The organism is Rhizobium phaseoli (assembly GCF_010668805.1).
GTDB classification, from domain to species: Bacteria; Pseudomonadota; Alphaproteobacteria; order Rhizobiales; family Rhizobiaceae; genus Rhizobium; species Rhizobium phaseoli_A.
Window position 1 is genome coordinate 500,926 of sequence record NZ_WUFT01000001.1, and the last position, 15,506, is coordinate 516,431.

General features: G+C 62.3%; 17 protein-coding genes and 1 tRNA gene. 14 read left to right on the forward strand and 4 right to left on the reverse strand.

The window, feature by feature from the left end; translation table 11 throughout:
• Positions 1 to 3: 3 nt before the first annotated feature.
• The 5 genes from mscL to GR197_RS02575 all read left to right on the forward strand — a co-directional run bounded on the left by mscL (position 4) and on the right by GR197_RS02575 (position 6,278).
• Entirely contained in the window at positions 4 to 441 is a 438-nt protein-coding gene (mscL, locus tag GR197_RS02555; RefSeq protein ID WP_164006454.1) for a large conductance mechanosensitive channel protein MscL, read from the forward strand.
• Between the two features lie 332 nt (positions 442 to 773).
• Complete coding sequence (locus tag GR197_RS02560) at positions 774 to 1,940, forward strand: pyridoxal phosphate-dependent aminotransferase (protein WP_164006455.1); 1,167 nt, start codon at positions 774 to 776, stop codon at positions 1,938 to 1,940.
• 193 nt (positions 1,941 to 2,133) lie between these two features.
• Positions 2,134 to 3,168 carry a UDP-glucose 4-epimerase GalE gene (galE, locus tag GR197_RS02565; protein WP_164006456.1) on the forward strand — a complete coding sequence of 345 codons (1,035 nt, stop codon included), beginning with the start codon at positions 2,134 to 2,136 and terminating at the stop codon, positions 3,166 to 3,168.
• A 21-nt stretch (positions 3,169 to 3,189) separates the two neighbouring features.
• Positions 3,190 to 5,151 carry a putative bifunctional diguanylate cyclase/phosphodiesterase gene (locus GR197_RS02570; protein ID WP_164006457.1) on the forward strand — a complete coding sequence of 654 codons (1,962 nt, stop codon included), beginning with the start codon at positions 3,190 to 3,192 and terminating at the stop codon, positions 5,149 to 5,151.
• An 83-nt stretch (positions 5,152 to 5,234) separates the two neighbouring features.
• Positions 5,235 to 6,278 carry an enoyl-CoA hydratase/isomerase family protein gene (locus GR197_RS02575; RefSeq protein WP_164006458.1) on the forward strand — a complete coding sequence of 348 codons (1,044 nt, stop codon included), beginning with the start codon at positions 5,235 to 5,237 and terminating at the stop codon, positions 6,276 to 6,278.
• Between the two features lie 10 nt (positions 6,279 to 6,288).
• Here GR197_RS02575 and GR197_RS02580 read toward each other — a convergent pair whose 3' ends face one another.
• Positions 6,289 to 8,349 (reverse strand): ATP-dependent helicase, encoded by a 2,061-nt coding sequence (locus GR197_RS02580; protein ID WP_164006459.1) that lies wholly within the window; start codon positions 8,347 to 8,349, stop codon positions 6,289 to 6,291.
• A 103-nt stretch (positions 8,350 to 8,452) separates the two neighbouring features.
• Positions 8,453 to 8,743 (reverse strand): hypothetical protein, encoded by a 291-nt coding sequence (locus GR197_RS02585; RefSeq protein ID WP_432444190.1) that lies wholly within the window; start codon positions 8,741 to 8,743, stop codon positions 8,453 to 8,455.
• Positions 8,744 to 8,902: 159 nt separating this feature from the next.
• On the opposite strand from GR197_RS02585, the gene GR197_RS02590 reads away from it, so the two are divergent.
• Positions 8,903 to 9,163 (forward strand): BON domain-containing protein, encoded by a 261-nt coding sequence (locus GR197_RS02590; RefSeq protein ID WP_164006460.1) that lies wholly within the window; start codon positions 8,903 to 8,905, stop codon positions 9,161 to 9,163.
• Between the two features lie 117 nt (positions 9,164 to 9,280).
• Positions 9,281 to 9,541, forward strand: a complete 261-nt coding sequence (locus GR197_RS02595) for a hypothetical protein (protein WP_164006461.1) — start codon at positions 9,281 to 9,283, stop codon at positions 9,539 to 9,541.
• A 285-nt stretch (positions 9,542 to 9,826) separates the two neighbouring features.
• On the opposite strand, the gene GR197_RS02600 is transcribed toward GR197_RS02595, so the two are convergent.
• Positions 9,827 to 10,069, reverse strand: a complete 243-nt coding sequence (locus tag GR197_RS02600; protein ID WP_164006462.1) for a DUF982 domain-containing protein — start codon at positions 10,067 to 10,069, stop codon at positions 9,827 to 9,829.
• A 262-nt stretch (positions 10,070 to 10,331) separates the two neighbouring features.
• Here GR197_RS02600 and GR197_RS02605 point away from each other — a divergent pair, with 262 nt between their 5' ends.
• Positions 10,332 to 10,727: a hypothetical protein gene (locus tag GR197_RS02605; protein ID WP_164006463.1), complete on the forward strand. Its 396-nt coding sequence runs from the start codon at positions 10,332 to 10,334 to the stop codon at positions 10,725 to 10,727.
• A gap of 47 nt (positions 10,728 to 10,774) precedes the next feature.
• On the opposite strand, the gene GR197_RS02610 is transcribed toward GR197_RS02605, so the two are convergent.
• Positions 10,775 to 10,849 (reverse strand) — tRNA-Thr (locus GR197_RS02610).
• 156 nt (positions 10,850 to 11,005) lie between these two features.
• On the opposite strand from GR197_RS02610, the gene GR197_RS02615 reads away from it, so the two are divergent.
• The 6 genes from GR197_RS02615 (at position 11,006) to GR197_RS02640 (ending at position 15,453) form a co-directional block, all read left to right on the forward strand.
• On the forward strand, positions 11,006 to 11,200 hold the full coding sequence (locus tag GR197_RS02615) for a hypothetical protein (protein WP_164006464.1): 195 nt from the start codon (positions 11,006 to 11,008) through the stop codon (positions 11,198 to 11,200).
• A 106-nt stretch (positions 11,201 to 11,306) separates the two neighbouring features.
• Positions 11,307 to 12,599, forward strand: a complete 1,293-nt coding sequence (gene murA / locus GR197_RS02620; RefSeq protein WP_164006465.1) for a UDP-N-acetylglucosamine 1-carboxyvinyltransferase — start codon at positions 11,307 to 11,309, stop codon at positions 12,597 to 12,599.
• 96 nt (positions 12,600 to 12,695) lie between these two features.
• Positions 12,696 to 13,127: a DUF2948 family protein gene (locus tag GR197_RS02625; protein WP_164006466.1), complete on the forward strand. Its 432-nt coding sequence runs from the start codon at positions 12,696 to 12,698 to the stop codon at positions 13,125 to 13,127.
• Between the two features lie 67 nt (positions 13,128 to 13,194).
• Complete coding sequence (gene hisD / locus GR197_RS02630; RefSeq protein ID WP_164006467.1) at positions 13,195 to 14,493, forward strand: histidinol dehydrogenase; 1,299 nt, start codon at positions 13,195 to 13,197, stop codon at positions 14,491 to 14,493.
• A 4-nt stretch (positions 14,494 to 14,497) separates the two neighbouring features.
• Positions 14,498 to 14,971 (forward strand): UPF0262 family protein, encoded by a 474-nt coding sequence (locus GR197_RS02635; protein WP_164006468.1) that lies wholly within the window; start codon positions 14,498 to 14,500, stop codon positions 14,969 to 14,971.
• A 5-nt stretch (positions 14,972 to 14,976) separates the two neighbouring features.
• Positions 14,977 to 15,453, forward strand: a complete 477-nt coding sequence (locus GR197_RS02640) for a low molecular weight phosphatase family protein (RefSeq protein ID WP_164006469.1) — start codon at positions 14,977 to 14,979, stop codon at positions 15,451 to 15,453.
• Positions 15,454 to 15,506 lie beyond the last annotated feature (53 nt).

The window sequence follows — 15,506 nt, forward strand, 5'->3', positions numbered from 1 at the left end:
CCGATGCTCAACGACTTCAAGGCCTTTATCGCCCGCGGCAATGTCATGGATCTTGCAGTCGGCGTCATCATCGGCGGCGCCTTCGGCGGCATCGTCAAATCCTTGGTCGACGACCTGATCATGCCGATTGTCGGCGCCATTTTCGGCGGCTTCGATTTCTCGAATTACTTTCTGCCACTTTCGTCGGCCGTCAACGCGCCGACGCTTGCCGCCGCCCGCGCGCAAGGGGCGGTCTTTGCCTATGGCAGCTTCCTCACCGTTCTGATCAACTTCCTCATTCTCGCCTGGATCATCTTCCTGATGGTCAGGGGCGTGAATTATCTGCGCCTGCAGGTCGAGCGCCAGGAAAAGGCCGCGCCGGAAGAGCTGCCCGCGCCGCCGGCCGATGTCCAGTTGCTGACGGAGATCCGCGATCTGCTCGCCAAACGCCCGACGGCCTGATCGGGGTTGAAGCCGGTGGCTTCCGACGGCGTACCGAGGTTCCTCAATAGCTCCGTCCGCCCCACCCTCCGTCATGCTCGGGCTTGACCCGAGCATCCACACCGCGTCCATCAGCAGCCACCGCATGGGTCCTCGGGTCAAGCCCGAGGACGACGGAGGGTGGGTTGGCTTTCCAGTCAAACTCGCCCATGGTGGACTGAGGTCCGCCGCGTTGAGCTGCCTCACCACGCCGGCGCACCAGGCCATTCATCACGAAAATCGATATGCCATCACTGGATATCATGGGATTTGCCGACGCAAATCCACTATGAAGGCGGAAACCGGAGATATGCATGTCGATCGTCAAGAGCCTCAGCCCGCGCGCCATGGCGGCGCCAGAAAGCGGGATCGTCGAAGTCGTCAACTATGCCCGTGGCCGCGAAGGCCTGTTGCCGCTCTGGGTGGGTGAAGGCGACCTGCCGACGCCCGATTTCATCAGCAGGGCGGCGATGGACGCGCTTGCTTCAGGCGAGACCTTCTACACCTGGCAGCGCGGCATTCCGGAGCTTCGCCAGGCGCTTTCGGATTATTACAGCAGACATTTCGGAATCCGGCTTCCGGTCGAGCATTTCTATGTCACCGGTTCCGGCATGCAGGCGATCCAGATCGCCGTGCAGACGCTGACCTCGCCGGATGACGAACTGGTTTACCTCACCCCCACCTGGCCGAATATCGCCGCCGCCCTCGAAATCGCCGGCGCGCGCTCCGTCGGCGTCGAGCTGCAGTTCGAAGGCGGCAAATGGGCGGTCGATCTGAACCGCGTCGAAGCCGCGATCACGCCGAAGACCAGGGGCATCTTCGTCAACACGCCGTCGAACCCGACGGGCTGGACGGCGACGAAGAAGGATCTTGCCGATATCCTGGCGCTGGCCCGCCGGCACGATCTCTGGATCATGGCCGATGAAATCTACGCCCTCTATTATTTTGCCGGTGGTCGGGCGCCCTCTTTCCTCGATGTGATGGAGCCGGACGACAAGATCATCTTCGTCAATTCCTTCTCGAAGAACTGGTCGATGACCGGCTGGCGCGTCGGCTGGATCGTCGCCCCGCCTGAGATGGGCCAGGTTCTCGAAAACCTCATCCAGTATTCGACATCGGGCGTGGCGCAGTTCATGCAGAAGGGCGCCGTGGCGGCCCTGAATGAAGGCGACGATTTCGTCGCTGCCAATATCGCCAAGGCGACCCGCTCCCGCGATATTCTCTGCGACGCGCTTGTCGCCACCAACCGCGTCGAAACGCTGAAACCGGACGGCGCGCTCTACGCCTTCCTGAAGATCGACGGCGTCACCGACAGCCGCAGCGCCGCCATCGATATCGTCGACAAGACAGGCGTCGGCCTTGCCCCCGGCACCGCGTTCGGTCCCGGCGGCGAACTCTTCCTGCGCGCCTGCTTCCTGCGCGATCCCACCCAGGTGGCGGTCGCGGCCGAGCGTCTCTGCAACTATATCCTCAAGCTATGATAGTGGCCGGCCGGCTCGTTTTGTGCCGGAATCGCCCGATCGATAAAACTTGAGCAAAGCCTGAAATCGGCCTCTAACCACAAGTCCAAACATACCGGTTCAAACGGCCCCGAACGGCCGTTCGATAAGAAAATTGGAAAGAAAAACCGGGCCTGATGCCCCTGCTTATCAAACGAAAGCAGGGATGCGGGTCATGGCGGTTTTGGTGACGGGCGGGGCCGGATATATCGGCAGTCACATGGTTTGGGCGCTGCTCGATGCAGGTGAGGATGTGGTCGTGCTAGACCGCCTCTCCACGGGCTTTCGCTGGGCCGTGGCGCCGGCGGCGCGCTTCTATCTCGGCGACGTTGCCGATCCCGACATCTTGAAGAAGATCTTCATCGAAAACGACATCGAGTCGATCGTCCATTTCGCCGGTTCCGCCGTCGTCCCGGTCTCGGTCGCCGATCCGCTCTCCTATTACGACAACAACTCAGGCAAGACCCGGGCGCTGCTTTCCGCCTCGGTCGAGGCCGGGATCCGCAACTTCGTCTTCTCCTCGACGGCGGCCGTTTACGGTCAGCAAAAGACCGACCTGCCGGTGAAGGAGACGGCCTCCCTCAATCCGGAAAATCCTTACGGCCAGTCGAAGCTGATGACCGAGTTCATGTTGCGCGATGCCGCCGCTGCCTATGATTTCAACTACGTCGCGCTGCGTTATTTCAACGTCGCCGGCGCCGATCCTGATCAGCGGGCCGGCCAGTCGACCTCAGGCGCCACCCACCTCATCAAGGTTGCCTGCGAGGCAGCGCTCGGCAGGCGCGACAGCGTCAGCGTCTATGGTGTCGATTATCCCACCCATGACGGCACCGGCGTGCGCGATTACATCCATGTCACCGATCTTGTCGATGCGCATCTGAAGGCGCTGCAGCATCTGCGCCGGGGCAAGGGCTCGCTCGTTGCCAATTGCGGTTATGGCAGCGGCTATTCCGTGCTCGACGTGCTGAACATGGTCACGCGCCTGCACGGACATTCCTTCAAGATCCACATGGCGCCGCGACGCGCCGGCGATTCGGCCAGCGTTGTCGCCGATGCCTCGCTCGCCCGGCAGGTGCTCGATTGGAAGCCACGGCACGATTCGCTCGAAACCATCGTCCAAAGCTCGCTCGACTGGGAAATCTTCCTGTCGAACCGAAACGTCGACGACCTGCACAGCATCCACCGGGCACTCGCAGCCGCTTCGTTCTGAGTGGCGCTTGGAAAAGGCAAGATGAAGAACTTTCTGGCCTCACTGCAGCTGCAAAAAGACAATCCGACGCTTCTGACGGCGCAGTTCCGGGCCCTGTCGTCTCAGATCCCTATTCTCTATATTCTGCTGGTCATCAACGCCCTTGCGGTGGCGATCACCCATCTCAAATCCGCGCCGCTCTGGCTCTCGCTCTATATTCCTGTCGCCTTGAGCATCGTCTGTGTCTTCCGTCTCTGCTGGTGGGAGATCAGGGGCAAGGAAAATGTCACAGCCGAGCGGGCTTACAGGCTGATGAAGATCACCATATCGGGCGCCGGCATCCTCACGATCGCCTTCGGCAGCTGGGCGATCGCGCTTTACCAGTACGGCGATGCGTCCCAACAGGGCCAGATCGCCTACTTCCTCGTCGTCACCGGCATTTCCTGCATCTTCTGCCTGATGCATCTGCCGATGGCGGCAGCGCTCACCACGGTCATCACCTTCTCGGCCATGGTCGCGACCTTCATGTTCTCGGGCAATCCCGTTTTCGTGGCGACCGCCGTCAGCGGCCTCTTCCTGATCCTGCCCTTCCTCAGGGTGATCAACAGCTATTTCCAGAATTTCGTCGGCCTGGTGCAATTGACCGAGGAATTGAAGCAGAAGCGGGCGGAAGCCGAGGAGTTGAACCTCGTCAACAGCCGCAACGCCCTGCAGGACCAGCTGACGGGCCTCGCCAACCGCCGCAGCTTCTTTCTCTCGCTGGAAAAGCGGCTGCAGAAGGATCCGTCCGCGCCGCCCGTCCTCGGCATTCTCGATCTCGACGGTTTCAAGCCGGTCAACGATGTCTTCGGCCATGCCGCCGGCGATCTCGTGCTTAAGGAGACCGCCCGCCGCTTCACCGCGCTGGTCGGCGAAGAGGGCATCGTCTCCCGTCTCGGCGGCGACGAGTTCGGCATCATCTTCCCCTGTTCGATGACACGCCAGGCGATCGCCGATCTCGGTCAGGCGCTCTGCGCCGCCGTCCGCGACCCTTACGAAATCCCCGACGGCTCGGTCCGCGTTTTCGGCTCCTGCGGCATCGTCTATCCCGAGATCGGCAAATACACCGCCGAGGATCTCTACGAGAAAGCCGATTTCGCTCTCTACCAGGTCAAGAGCAAGCGCAGCAGCGGCGTCGAATTCTTCTCGGCCGAGCACGAGAAGATCCTGACGCAGCGCCACCTGATCGAGCTCGAGCTGCAGGCGAATGATTTTGCCAGCGAATTGAAACTCGAATATCAGCCGATCGTCGAGTTGAAGAGCGGCCGCGTCGTCGGCTATGAGGCGCTTGCCCGCTGGGACAGCGCCCGCTTCGGCCGCATCAGTCCCGATGCCTTCATTCCCGCTGCCGAGCGCACGGCGGTCATCGGCCGGATGACGCGCATCCTTTTTGCCAGGGCACTCGAAGCGCTGGCGATCATTCCACGCCATCTCCGGCTCTCCTTCAATCTCTCGGCGCGCGATATCTGCGACCATGAGACATCGATGGCACTGCTTGGCATGGTCACCCGCTCCGGCATCGATCCCCGGCGCATCGAATTCGAGATCACCGAGACGGCGCTGCTTTCCGATTTCGACACCGCCGACCAGGTCATCTCAATGCTGCGCGCCGCCGGCATCTCGATCGCCCTCGACGATTTCGGCACCGGTTATTCCAGCCTCAGCCATATCCACCGTCTCGGCTTCGACAAGCTGAAGATCGACAAGGCCTTCGTGATGAATTTCGATCGCGACGCCCGTTGCATGAACATCACCCGCTCGGTCGCCAATCTCTGCCAGAACCTCGGCATAGCCTCCGTCGCCGAAGGCGTCGAAAGCGAGACGATCGCCGAGGGCTTGAAGGCGGCGGGCGTTCGTCTGGCGCAGGGCTATCATTTCGCGCGACCGCTGCCGCTGGAACTTGCCATCGATTACGCCGCCCGCTGCGAAGCCGCCGCCTCTGCCAGCAATTCGCTGTCGGCCTGACGATCGATCCCCGACCGATCTTAAATCGACTGGAGCGATGCCTCATCGTCGGCTATTCCTAGTGGTAACAGGTGAGGTGAACCATGCAGGACGGCGAAGTCATCATTGAGCGGCGGGGTACTGCCGGCATCATCCGGCTCAACCGGCCGCGGGCGCTGAACAGCCTGACGCTGCCGATGATCCGTGTGATCGCCGAGGCTCTTCATGGTTTTGCCGGGGATGGCGAGGTGGCGAGTGTCGTCATGAGCGGAGAGGGCGAACGCGGCTTCTGCGCCGGCGGCGACATCCGTGTCTTGCACGAGAGCGCCCGCGCCGGCGATGGTCTCGCTGACGCCTTCTGGCGCGAGGAATTCCGCCTCAACCATCAGATCGCCTCCTACCCCAAACCCTATGTCGCGCTGATGGACGGCATCACCATGGGCGGCGGCGTCGGCCTGTCGTCGCACGGCCGCCACCGCGTCGTCACCGAGCGCACCCGGCTTGCCATGCCCGAAACCGGCATCGGCTACGTCCCCGATGTCGGCGCCACCTGGCTGCTGCCGCGCGCGCCGGGCGAAGCCGGAACATGGCTCGGCCTGACCGGGCTCGATATCGGTGCTGCCGACGCGATCCATGCCGGCCTTGCCGACCTGCAGCTCGCTTCGTCGCGGCTCGGCGCGGTGATCGATGCGCTGTCTGTCTTGCCGCACGGCAGCTCGTCCAGCGATGTCGATGCCCTCTTGCAGGGGCTTGCTGAGCCTGCCGGAGAAAGCCGGCTCGGGCAGAATGCCGCGATGATCGATCGCGCCTTTCGTTTCGACAGCATCGAAGAGATCCTCGCAGCACTTGCCGGGGAAGAGGGCGACTTTGCCGCCGAGACCCGCCGGGTGCTGTCGACCCGTTCGCCGACCAGCCTGAAGCTGGCTTTGGCGCTGCTCAGAGCCGGCCGCCGCAGCGCCTCGCTTGCCGAATGCCTCGGCCGCGAGCTCGGCGCCTGCCTGCAGATGCTCGACAATCCCGATTTCTTCGAAGGCATCCGCGCCGCCGTCATCGACAAGGACCGCAACCCGAAATGGTCGCCGGCAAATGTCGAGGCGGCAAAGGTCGAGCGTTTCCTGAAACCGGCCGAGCCGCCGCTTTCATTCTGACTTCGTCTGGCTATCGCCACATGCCGCGCATGCGGGCGCCGACATCGATGCGAACCTGCCGCGCCTGCGCTTGAGCGGCGGCTCCGGACTTTGCCTGCGGCCAGCTGCAGGCCTCGAAGAACTGCAGCAGGGTTGCGGGAATGAAGCGGCTGCGGGAGGCGTAGACGTGCCGGTCGCCCTGTGAATTCTGCCCATAGGTGAAGAACCGTTGCGGCACGACGAGGTCGAGACCGTCGCGAGCGCGGGTCATTGCCACATAGAGCAGCCGGCGTTCCTCCTCGATTTCGGCGGTGGCGCCGACGGCGAGATCGCTCGGAATGCAGCCGTCGACGACATTCAGCATGAAGACTTTCGTCCATTCCTGGCCTTTGGCAGAATGGATTGTGGACAGGATGAGATAGTCCTCATCGAGCAGCGGCACGCCTGCCTGGTCGCTGGTCGCATCCGGCGGATCGAGCGTCAGCTCGGTGAGAAAACGCTCGCGCGAGGCATAACCGCCGGCGATCTGCTCGAGCTGCAGCAGATCGGCCTGCCGGGTCGCTGCGTCCTCGTGCAGCCGTTCCAGATGCGGCGCATACCATTGCCGCGCCAGGCCGATTTCTGCCGGCCAGCCGGCCTTGCCGGATTTCAGCTCCTGCAGTGTGGAAACGAAACCCGTCCAGTCCTCGCCGGAGCGCGGCGGCGCCGGCATCGCGGCGAGCGCCGATATCGGGCTCGCATCCTCGGCCATCAGGTCGAGCGCCTTCTGCGCCGTCGACGGCCCGACGCCCGGCAGGATCTGCATCAGCCGGAAGCCCGCCACCCGGTCGCGCGGGTTCTGCGCGAAGCGCAGTGCCGCCAGCATGTCCTTGACATGGGCGCTGTCGAGAAATTTCAGCCCGCCAAACTTGACGAAGGGAATGTTGCGCCGGGTCAGTTCAACCTCCAGCGGCCCGCTGTGATGCGAGGCGCGGAACAGCACCGCCTGCTGCTTGAGCGTCAGGCCTTCCTCGCGATTGTCGAGCACCATGTCGGCGACATAACGCGCCTGGTCGGCCTCGTCGCGCACCGAAACCAGGCGCGGCCGCTGGGCAGATTGCCGCTCGGTCCACAGGTTCTTGGTGAAGCGCTCCGAGGCGAGATCGATGACGGCGTTGGCCGCCGCCAGGATCGGCTGCGTCGAGCGGTAGTTGCGGTCGAGGGTGACGATATTGGCGGCCGGGCTGAAGGCGGTGGGAAAATCGAGGATGTTGCGCACCGTGGCGGCGCGGAAGGAATAGATCGACTGCGCATCGTCGCCGACGACGGTCAGCCCCTGGCCGCCGGGCTTCAGCGCCATCAGGATCGACGCCTGCAGCCGGTTGGTGTCCTGATATTCGTCGACCAGCACATGGTCGAAGCGGCTGCCGATATCCTCGGCGATCATGCTCTCGCCGACCATCTGCGCCCAGTAGAGCAGCAGATCGTCGTAATCGAGCACGTTCTGGCTCTGCTTGGCCTCGACATAACAGGCGAAAAGCTCGCGCAGCTGTTTTTCCCAGGCCGCGCACCAGGGAAAGGCGTCGCGCAGCACTTCATCGAGCGCGGTTTCCGAATTCACCGCCCTGGAATAGATGGCAAGGCAGGTACCCTTGGTCGGAAACCGGCTTTCCGTTTTGGAGAAACCGAGATCGTGCCGGATCAGGTTCATCAGGTCGGCGCTGTCTTCGCGGTCATGGATGGTGAAATCGGCATCGAGGCCGATCTGCTGGGCATAGTCGCGCAACAGCCGCGCGCCGATGCCGTGGAAGGTGCCGGACCAGTTCAGCGCATCGGCCATGACCCCGGCATTCGAGCCCAACACGTCGCGGCAGATGCGCTCGACACGCCGCATCATCTCGGCGGCGGCGCGCCGGGAAAAAGTCATCAGCAGGATGCGGCGCGGATCGGCGCCCTTGACGATCAGATGGGCAACCCGATGCGCCAGCGTATTCGTCTTGCCGGAGCCGGCGCCGGCGATGACCAGCAGCGGCCCGGCAATATGACTGCCGTCGGTGAGCGTGCCGTGCTCGACGGCCATGCGCTGCTGGGGATTGAGCTTTTCGAGATACATCCAGCCGTCCGGTCGGGCTCTCGCAGAATCACTGCGGAAAATTAGATGTTCCTTGAATGTTCGCGATTGCAGCCGCTGTCAAGCCTGCGGCTCCAGCGCCACGTCAATCGGGGAAGTCCGGTCCGATCACGCGCCGCACCAGCTTCAGGCTGCGGTCCGGCTGAAGAATGTAGGTTTCCTCCACCCGCTGGCCCGTCCCATTGTAGAACTGGTTATAAACGGCGCTGCCGACCGGCGACTTGGTGAGCTTCGTTCGCGGCTGGCCGCCATAGGTGATGCTGCCGGGAATCGGGTCCAGCGCCGGACTATCGGCTGACGAGCAGCCGGCAAGCAATAGCCCGGCAAACAATGCCCCGGGCAATAAGGCGGGCAGCAGCACTTTCATCGTCGTCATCCCTCTTTCGACTGCAGCCAGATATGGAAACCCCAGCACCTTTCGCCAAGGGTACCATGCCGGCTCCTGCAGGAATTGCTCGCGATTAGCCCCACGACCGCAACGAAATGCTTCGCTACGGCGTTACCCTACATCCACCAACATCAGGAGACGGTCACGGTGCCCAGCTTTCCAGCATTCACGGCCCATGAGGAGCCCGGCCGTCAGGGCCACAGCGATGCGGCGACCCGCGCCTCGGTGACGAGCGCCCTTCACGCGGCCGGCGATATCGAAGCCGGGGAAATCATCGTCGGCCTATCCGGCTCCTATGTCGTCCTGGAAGGTTTCGTGCGCCGGCGAGGCGACGTAGAGCGGGCAATCGAGGTCGCCGAGAGTATTGTCGGCCGGGGCTACGTCCGCAGCCGGCTGCTCCGACGCTGAAACGCCTGCAAATGAGAAACTGCGCGGCGCCGGTGCTCACTTACCCTGGCCACACATCAAGGGAACCAAGTGCTCTCCCGCGTGTTGAAATGCCGGATCGAAACGCTGGAGACCCTCATGCAGTCGCTTCCTCGCCTCTCGGCAATCACCTTGATATCAGCCGGTCTCTTCGCCGGTTCCGCCCATGCCTCGCTGGAAACCGGCACCAATTATTCCGCTCTGCCGAAGGACCAGATTGCTCTCAACGAATATACCGGGTCCGTCGCCTGCACGCCGGCCGAACCGCATTATCTCCCCTCTTTCATCCGCGCCGGCGATGGCACGATCATCGGCGTCGGTTATATCGAAGTCGGGGATGAGGGCGGCGCGGACTGCTGAAAATCAAGTCCCGCTCAAACGAGGCTCGCCTGCGTTTCCACAGAGGTGACGAGCCTCTGACCATCATCATGATGGCTGGGCGTCTTCTATGAACACACCTGTACCAGGCGCAACGCCCATTGCTCCAAAACCCGGCATAAGTTCGCTGCAGGGTTAAGCAAATTAAAGCCTTGTACCGTTCCGGCACGCTTCATTTACGGAAAAGCCGATACGGTCGGCAATGCTGACCGAATACCAGTTCAACGTGATCTAGCGCCTTTGCGCGTCCTGTCGACGCGCGGCGCGTCAATGCAGCTTCAGCTTTGCTTCTTCGGCAGCCGCCAGGAATTCGGCTCTTGCCTCTTCCACGCTCTTGCGCCCGTCGAGTGCTGCCCGGCAGGTGCTGCGCGCCTTGATATAACGCAGCCCGCGCAAGTTCGGCCAGAAATCCGCCAGGCATTTCAGCGCATCGAACGGCCCGTTGACCGTTCGCGCGTCGGCATCTTCGAAACCGACCTTGACCGGGCTGTTCCATCTTTCAGTTGCCATCAATGCTCCTCCACGATTGTCGACAGAAACAAAGGCTGCAGCGCGCCTCCATATTCCTCCGTGGAGACACCGCCATGATTGCTATTCTAGCGTGATTTTCACGGCCAACAATGGTGAATCGTTCGTTGCTGATGAGGCCAAATGTCAGCATGCTCAGGAGGGATCGCGGGTCCGCGCGCCAAACCATTTTTCGCAGTCGCAAACAAGTTGTATGGCGCCAGCGCGCTACCACCGCTACCATGCCGGGAAATGAGGGCTCGACATGAGTTTAAATCGAAAATTGACCCAGGCTGCTTTTCTCTGCGGGGCGCTAGTCATGCCGGCTCTCGCTTACGGCGCAGAGATATTCGCTGAAGATGCTTTCCTCGCTCGTATTTCCACTGAGGTCATCCCACGAATGCAACGGGAATATATGCAGACCGCCATACGCCACCAGACCGAGAGTGCGATGGATGTCGCGGCCTTTCGAGCCCACATGATATTGGAACAGACATTGGAGCAATTGTATCTTGAGGGTTTATATGACGGAGTTTCTGCGCGGTTAACCGCCGAGCTGTTTGAACGGTGGGAGTTGTCGCCATCCGTGCCTTATCATCTCGAAGCAACTGACATTCCCGAGTGCGCCGATGGGAGCGTACTGCTTCCCATTTGTCGCTAGCACTCGTCGAGCCCGTGCGAGGAGATATCTGATATCTGAGAGAAAACTGGTGCTGCCGAGTGGGATTGAACCACCGACCTCACCCTTACCAAGGGTGTGCTCTACCACTGAGCTACGGCAGCAGGACCAGGACCCGTGCGAGCCGTGTGGCTCAAATCGCGGGAACGGGGCGGCTATTGCCACAGCTTGGCGGCAAGCGCAAGCAGCAAATTCCAACTTCGCGTGGATTGGGACGCAAGGGCCTTTTGGATCGGCGCGAATTCGGCTAATCCTGTCACATGAATGACAAGACCGAAACCGGCCAGCAGAGCCGCAAAGAGGCGATCGAGGCACAGGCGAAACTGCGCCGCGAGCGTGCCGCCGAAAAACTCCGGGAAAATCTTTCGAAACGCAAACAGCAGGTGCGCGCCCGCCGTTCCGGGCAAGCCGACGAAACAAATGGACTGCCTGCCGCAAAAATGGACGAATCGTAATGTTCCGTCCGCGGCGAATTGAAGCGTCGCGAAAAATCCCTTAAACACCCCACTCCTATTCCAAGGCAGTACTTTCAGGAAAGGCGGGCGCGGCCCGTAAGCGCACATGGATCGTATCAGAATCGTCGGCGGTAATGAGCTGAATGGCATCATTCCGATTTCCGGCGCCAAGAATGCCGCACTGCCGCTGATGATCGCCTCGCTGCTGACCAGCGATACGCTGACGCTCGAAAACGTGCCGCATCTGGCCGATGTCGAACTCTTGATGCGCATCCTCGGCAATCACGGCGTCGATGTTGCGGTCAACGGCCGCCGCGAACGCCAGGAAGATTCCTATTCGCGCACCATCCATTTCACCTGCCGCACGATCGTCGATACCACAGCCTCCTATGAGCTGGTCTCGAAGATGCGCGCCTCCTTCTGGGTCATCGGCCCGCTACTGGCGCGCGAAGGCCATTGCCGCGTTTCGCTGCCGGGTGGCTGTGCCATCGGCACGCGCCCCGTCGATCTGTTCATCGACGGCCTGACGGCGCTTGGCGCCACCATGGAGATCGAAGCCGGTTACATCAACGCCAAGGCGCCGAATGGCGGCCTGATCGGCGCGCGCTACACCTTCCCGAAAGTCTCGGTCGGCGCCACCCATGTGATGATGATGGCGGCAACGCTTGCCCGCGGCACGACGGTGATCGGCAATGCCGCCCGCGAGCCCGAGGTCGTCGATCTCGCCAACTGCCTGAACGCCATGGGCGCCAAAATCACCGGCGCCGGCACGGCGACGATCACCATCGAAGGCGTTACCTCGCTCTCCGGCGCTCGCCACCGGGTGCTGCCGGATCGCATCGAGACCGGCACCTATGCCATGGCCGTCGCCATGGCCGGCGGTGACGTCGTGCTCGAGAATACCGATATGGCGCTGCTCGAAACCGCGCTGGAAACGCTGCGCCGCGCCGGCGCGGAAATCTCGTCGACCAACAACGGCATGCGCATCAAGCGCAACGGTGCCGGCATCAGGCCGGTCGATATCGTCACCGATCCCTTCCCGGGTTTCCCCACAGATCTGCAGGCGCAGTTCATGGCGCTGATGACCCGCTCATCCGGCATTTCGCACGTCACCGAGACCATCTTCGAAAACCGCTTCATGCATGTGCAGGAGCTTGCCCGCCTCGGCGCCCGGATCACGCTGTCCGGCCAGACGGCGAAGATCGAGGGCGTTCAACGGCTGCGCGGCGCGCCGGTCATGGCGACCGATCTGCGCGCTTCCGTCTCGCTTGTTATCGCCGGCCTTGCCGCCGAGGGCGAAACCACGGTCTCCCGCGTCTATCACCTCGACCGCGGTTTCGAGCGGCTCGAGGAGAAGCTGACCCGCTGCGGCGCCGTCGTCGAGCGCATCAGCGAGTAAGTAGCGCTCATCCCGGTTGCGTAATTGTCCGCAGCATCTTATTTCCCTTGTCTACGCATCGCCATTCCGGCGGTGCCTGCTGGGGATTAAGCCTGAATGACCGATCTGAAGCTTGTTGCGCTCGATGACGAGGACCTCGCGATCATCTCCGCGCATATGCAGGACAGCGTCTTCAAGGTCGGCGACATCGACTGGTCGCGGCGCGACGCGCAGTTCGCCCTTGCCGTCAACCGTTTCGTCTGGGAAGGTTCCGAGCGCAAGCGCAGAGGCTTCGAGCGCCGCCGGGCTGCCCTGGTGTTCAAACGGGTGCTGGCCGTGCGGTCTCTCGGCATCGACCGTGGCAAACGCGACGAGGTGCTGTCGCTGCTGGCGCTGCGTTTCGATAAGAAGGGCGACGGACCGGAGGGTACGATCGAGCTGTCGCTGTCCGGCACCGCCTCGATTGCGCTCGATGTCGAATGCATCGAGGTGCAACTCGCCGATATCGGCGGTGCCTGGGAGGCCTCCTCCAAGCCTCGCCACCTCTAACGTTTCTGACGTCGCTGACGTTTGCAGTTTGAACATCGCAGTTTCGAGTTGGGAAGGAATATCGGCCTTGGCAATCTGGCTGGATCAGGCGTCGGAAGGTTTCGAGCAGCATTTTGCCGCCTTTCTGACGACGAAGCGTGAAGTCTCCGAGGATGTGAACGTGGTCGTTCGGGCCATCATCGATGATGTCAGGGCTCGCGGCGATGTGGCGCTTGCCGAATATTCGCTAAAGTTCGACGGCATCGATTTCGCCACCGTGCCGATGCGCGTCACGCCGGAAGAGTTCGACGCCGCGATCGAGACAGTGCCTTCGGAAGTGTTGGGTGCGCTGAAGCTCGCGGCACTGCGCATCGAGAGCCATCATCGCCGGCAACTGCCGAAGGACGATATCTACGAGGACGATCTCGGCGTCGGTCTCGGCTCGCGCTGGACGGCGATCGAAGCGGTCGGGCTTTATGTCCCGGGCGGCACCGCGAGTTATCCGAGCTCTGTGCTGATGAATGCCGTGCCGGCCAAGGTCGCCGGCGTCGATCGCATCGTCATCGCCGTTCCGGCCACCGGTGGCACGGTCAATCCGGCGGTGCTTGCCGCCGCAAAGCTTGTTGGCGTGACCGAGGTTTATCGTGTCGGCGGCGCTCAGGCGATCGCGGCTCTTGCCTATGGCACCGAGACCATTGCCCCGGTTGCCAAGATCACCGGTCCCGGCAATGCCTATGTCGCTGCCGCCAAGCGCCATGTCTTCGGCACTGTCGGGATCGATATGATCGCCGGTCCTTCCGAAGTGCTCGTCATCGCCGACAAGGACAATAATCCAGATTGGATCGCCGCCGACCTCCTGGCGCAGGCCGAGCATGATGTCAGCGCCCAGGCGATCCTGATCACCGATAATGCCGACTTCGGCAAAGCGGTGGAGCAGGCGGTCGAACGCCAGTTGAAGACGCTGAACCGCGCCGAGACGGCGGCGGCAAGCTGGCGCGATTTCGGCGCGGTCATCCTCGTTGCCGATCTGAAACAGGCCATTCCGTTGGCCAACCGCATCGCTGCCGAGCATCTCGAACTCGCCGTCGTCGATCCGGATCGGCTGCTCGACGGCATCCGCAATGCCGGCGCGATCTTCATCGGCGCCCATACGCCGGAAGTGATCGGCGATTATGTCGGCGGTTCGAACCATGTGCTGCCGACGGCGCGCTCGGCACGCTTCTCATCCGGTCTTTCGGTGCTCGATTTCGTCAAGCGCACCTCGATCCTGCGCCTCGGCCCGCAGCAGCTGCGCACCCTCGGCCCGGCGGCGATCGCCCTTGCCGTTTCCGAAGGCCTCGATGCCCATGCGCGATCGGTCGCGATCCGCCTCAACCTCGAAAGGTGAGGGCATGGCGAAGGGCGATTTCCGGCTTTGCGACGTCGTCCTTGACGATACGATCGGCCGTTCGACGCCCGATGTCGAGCATGAACGCGCCGTCGCCATCTTCGACCTGATCGAGGAGAACAGTTTTGCCCCGCTCGGCCATTCCGGCGGGCCCTATCGGCTGAACATCTCGTTGGTCGATTCGAAACTGGTTTTCGCCGTCACCACCGAAGAGGGTGGCGCCGTCGCCACCCATATCCTGTCGCTCACCCCCTTCCGGCGGATCGTCAAGGATTACTTCATGATCTGCGAGAGCTATTACCAGGCGATCCGTTCGTCGACGCCGAGCCGCATCGAGGCGATCGACATGGGCCGGCGCGGCATCCACAATGAAGGTTCGCAGACGCTGAAGGACAGGCTGACCGGCAAGATAGAGGTCGATTTCGACACCGCCCGGCGCCTGTTCACCCTTGTCTGCGTGCTCTACTGGCGCGGGTGACGGCAATGGATCGCGCCGCCGACATCGAGGAAGGAAAGAGGCCGGGCGCCATCCTCTTCATGTGCGGGATGAATTCCATCCGCTCGCCCATGGCCGAAGCGATCGCCCGTAGTATTCTGCCTGGCAATACCTATATCAGGTCGGCCGGCGTGCGCGCCGGCGAGCGCGATCCTTTCGTCGATGTCGTGCTTGAGGAGATCGGGCTTTCCCTCGGGCGCCGCCTGCCGCAGACGCTGGAAGAGCTCGAAGACGATTTTTTCGATCTGATCATCACGCTGTCGCCGCCGGCCCACCATGCCGCACTCGAGCTGACGCGGTCGAATGCAATCGACGTCGTCTACTGGCCGACCATGGATCCGACTGTTGTCAGCGGAACACGCGAGCAGATTCTGGAGAGCTACCGCGAGGTCCGCGATCACCTGGCCGGCCTCATCGAAAGCCGGCTACTCAAACGAAATGGCATTGCCGCGCAAACGGCATGAAAACAAATAAAGGAAAGGCCGTTCAACAAGGTTCACAAACCTGCGTTGATTGT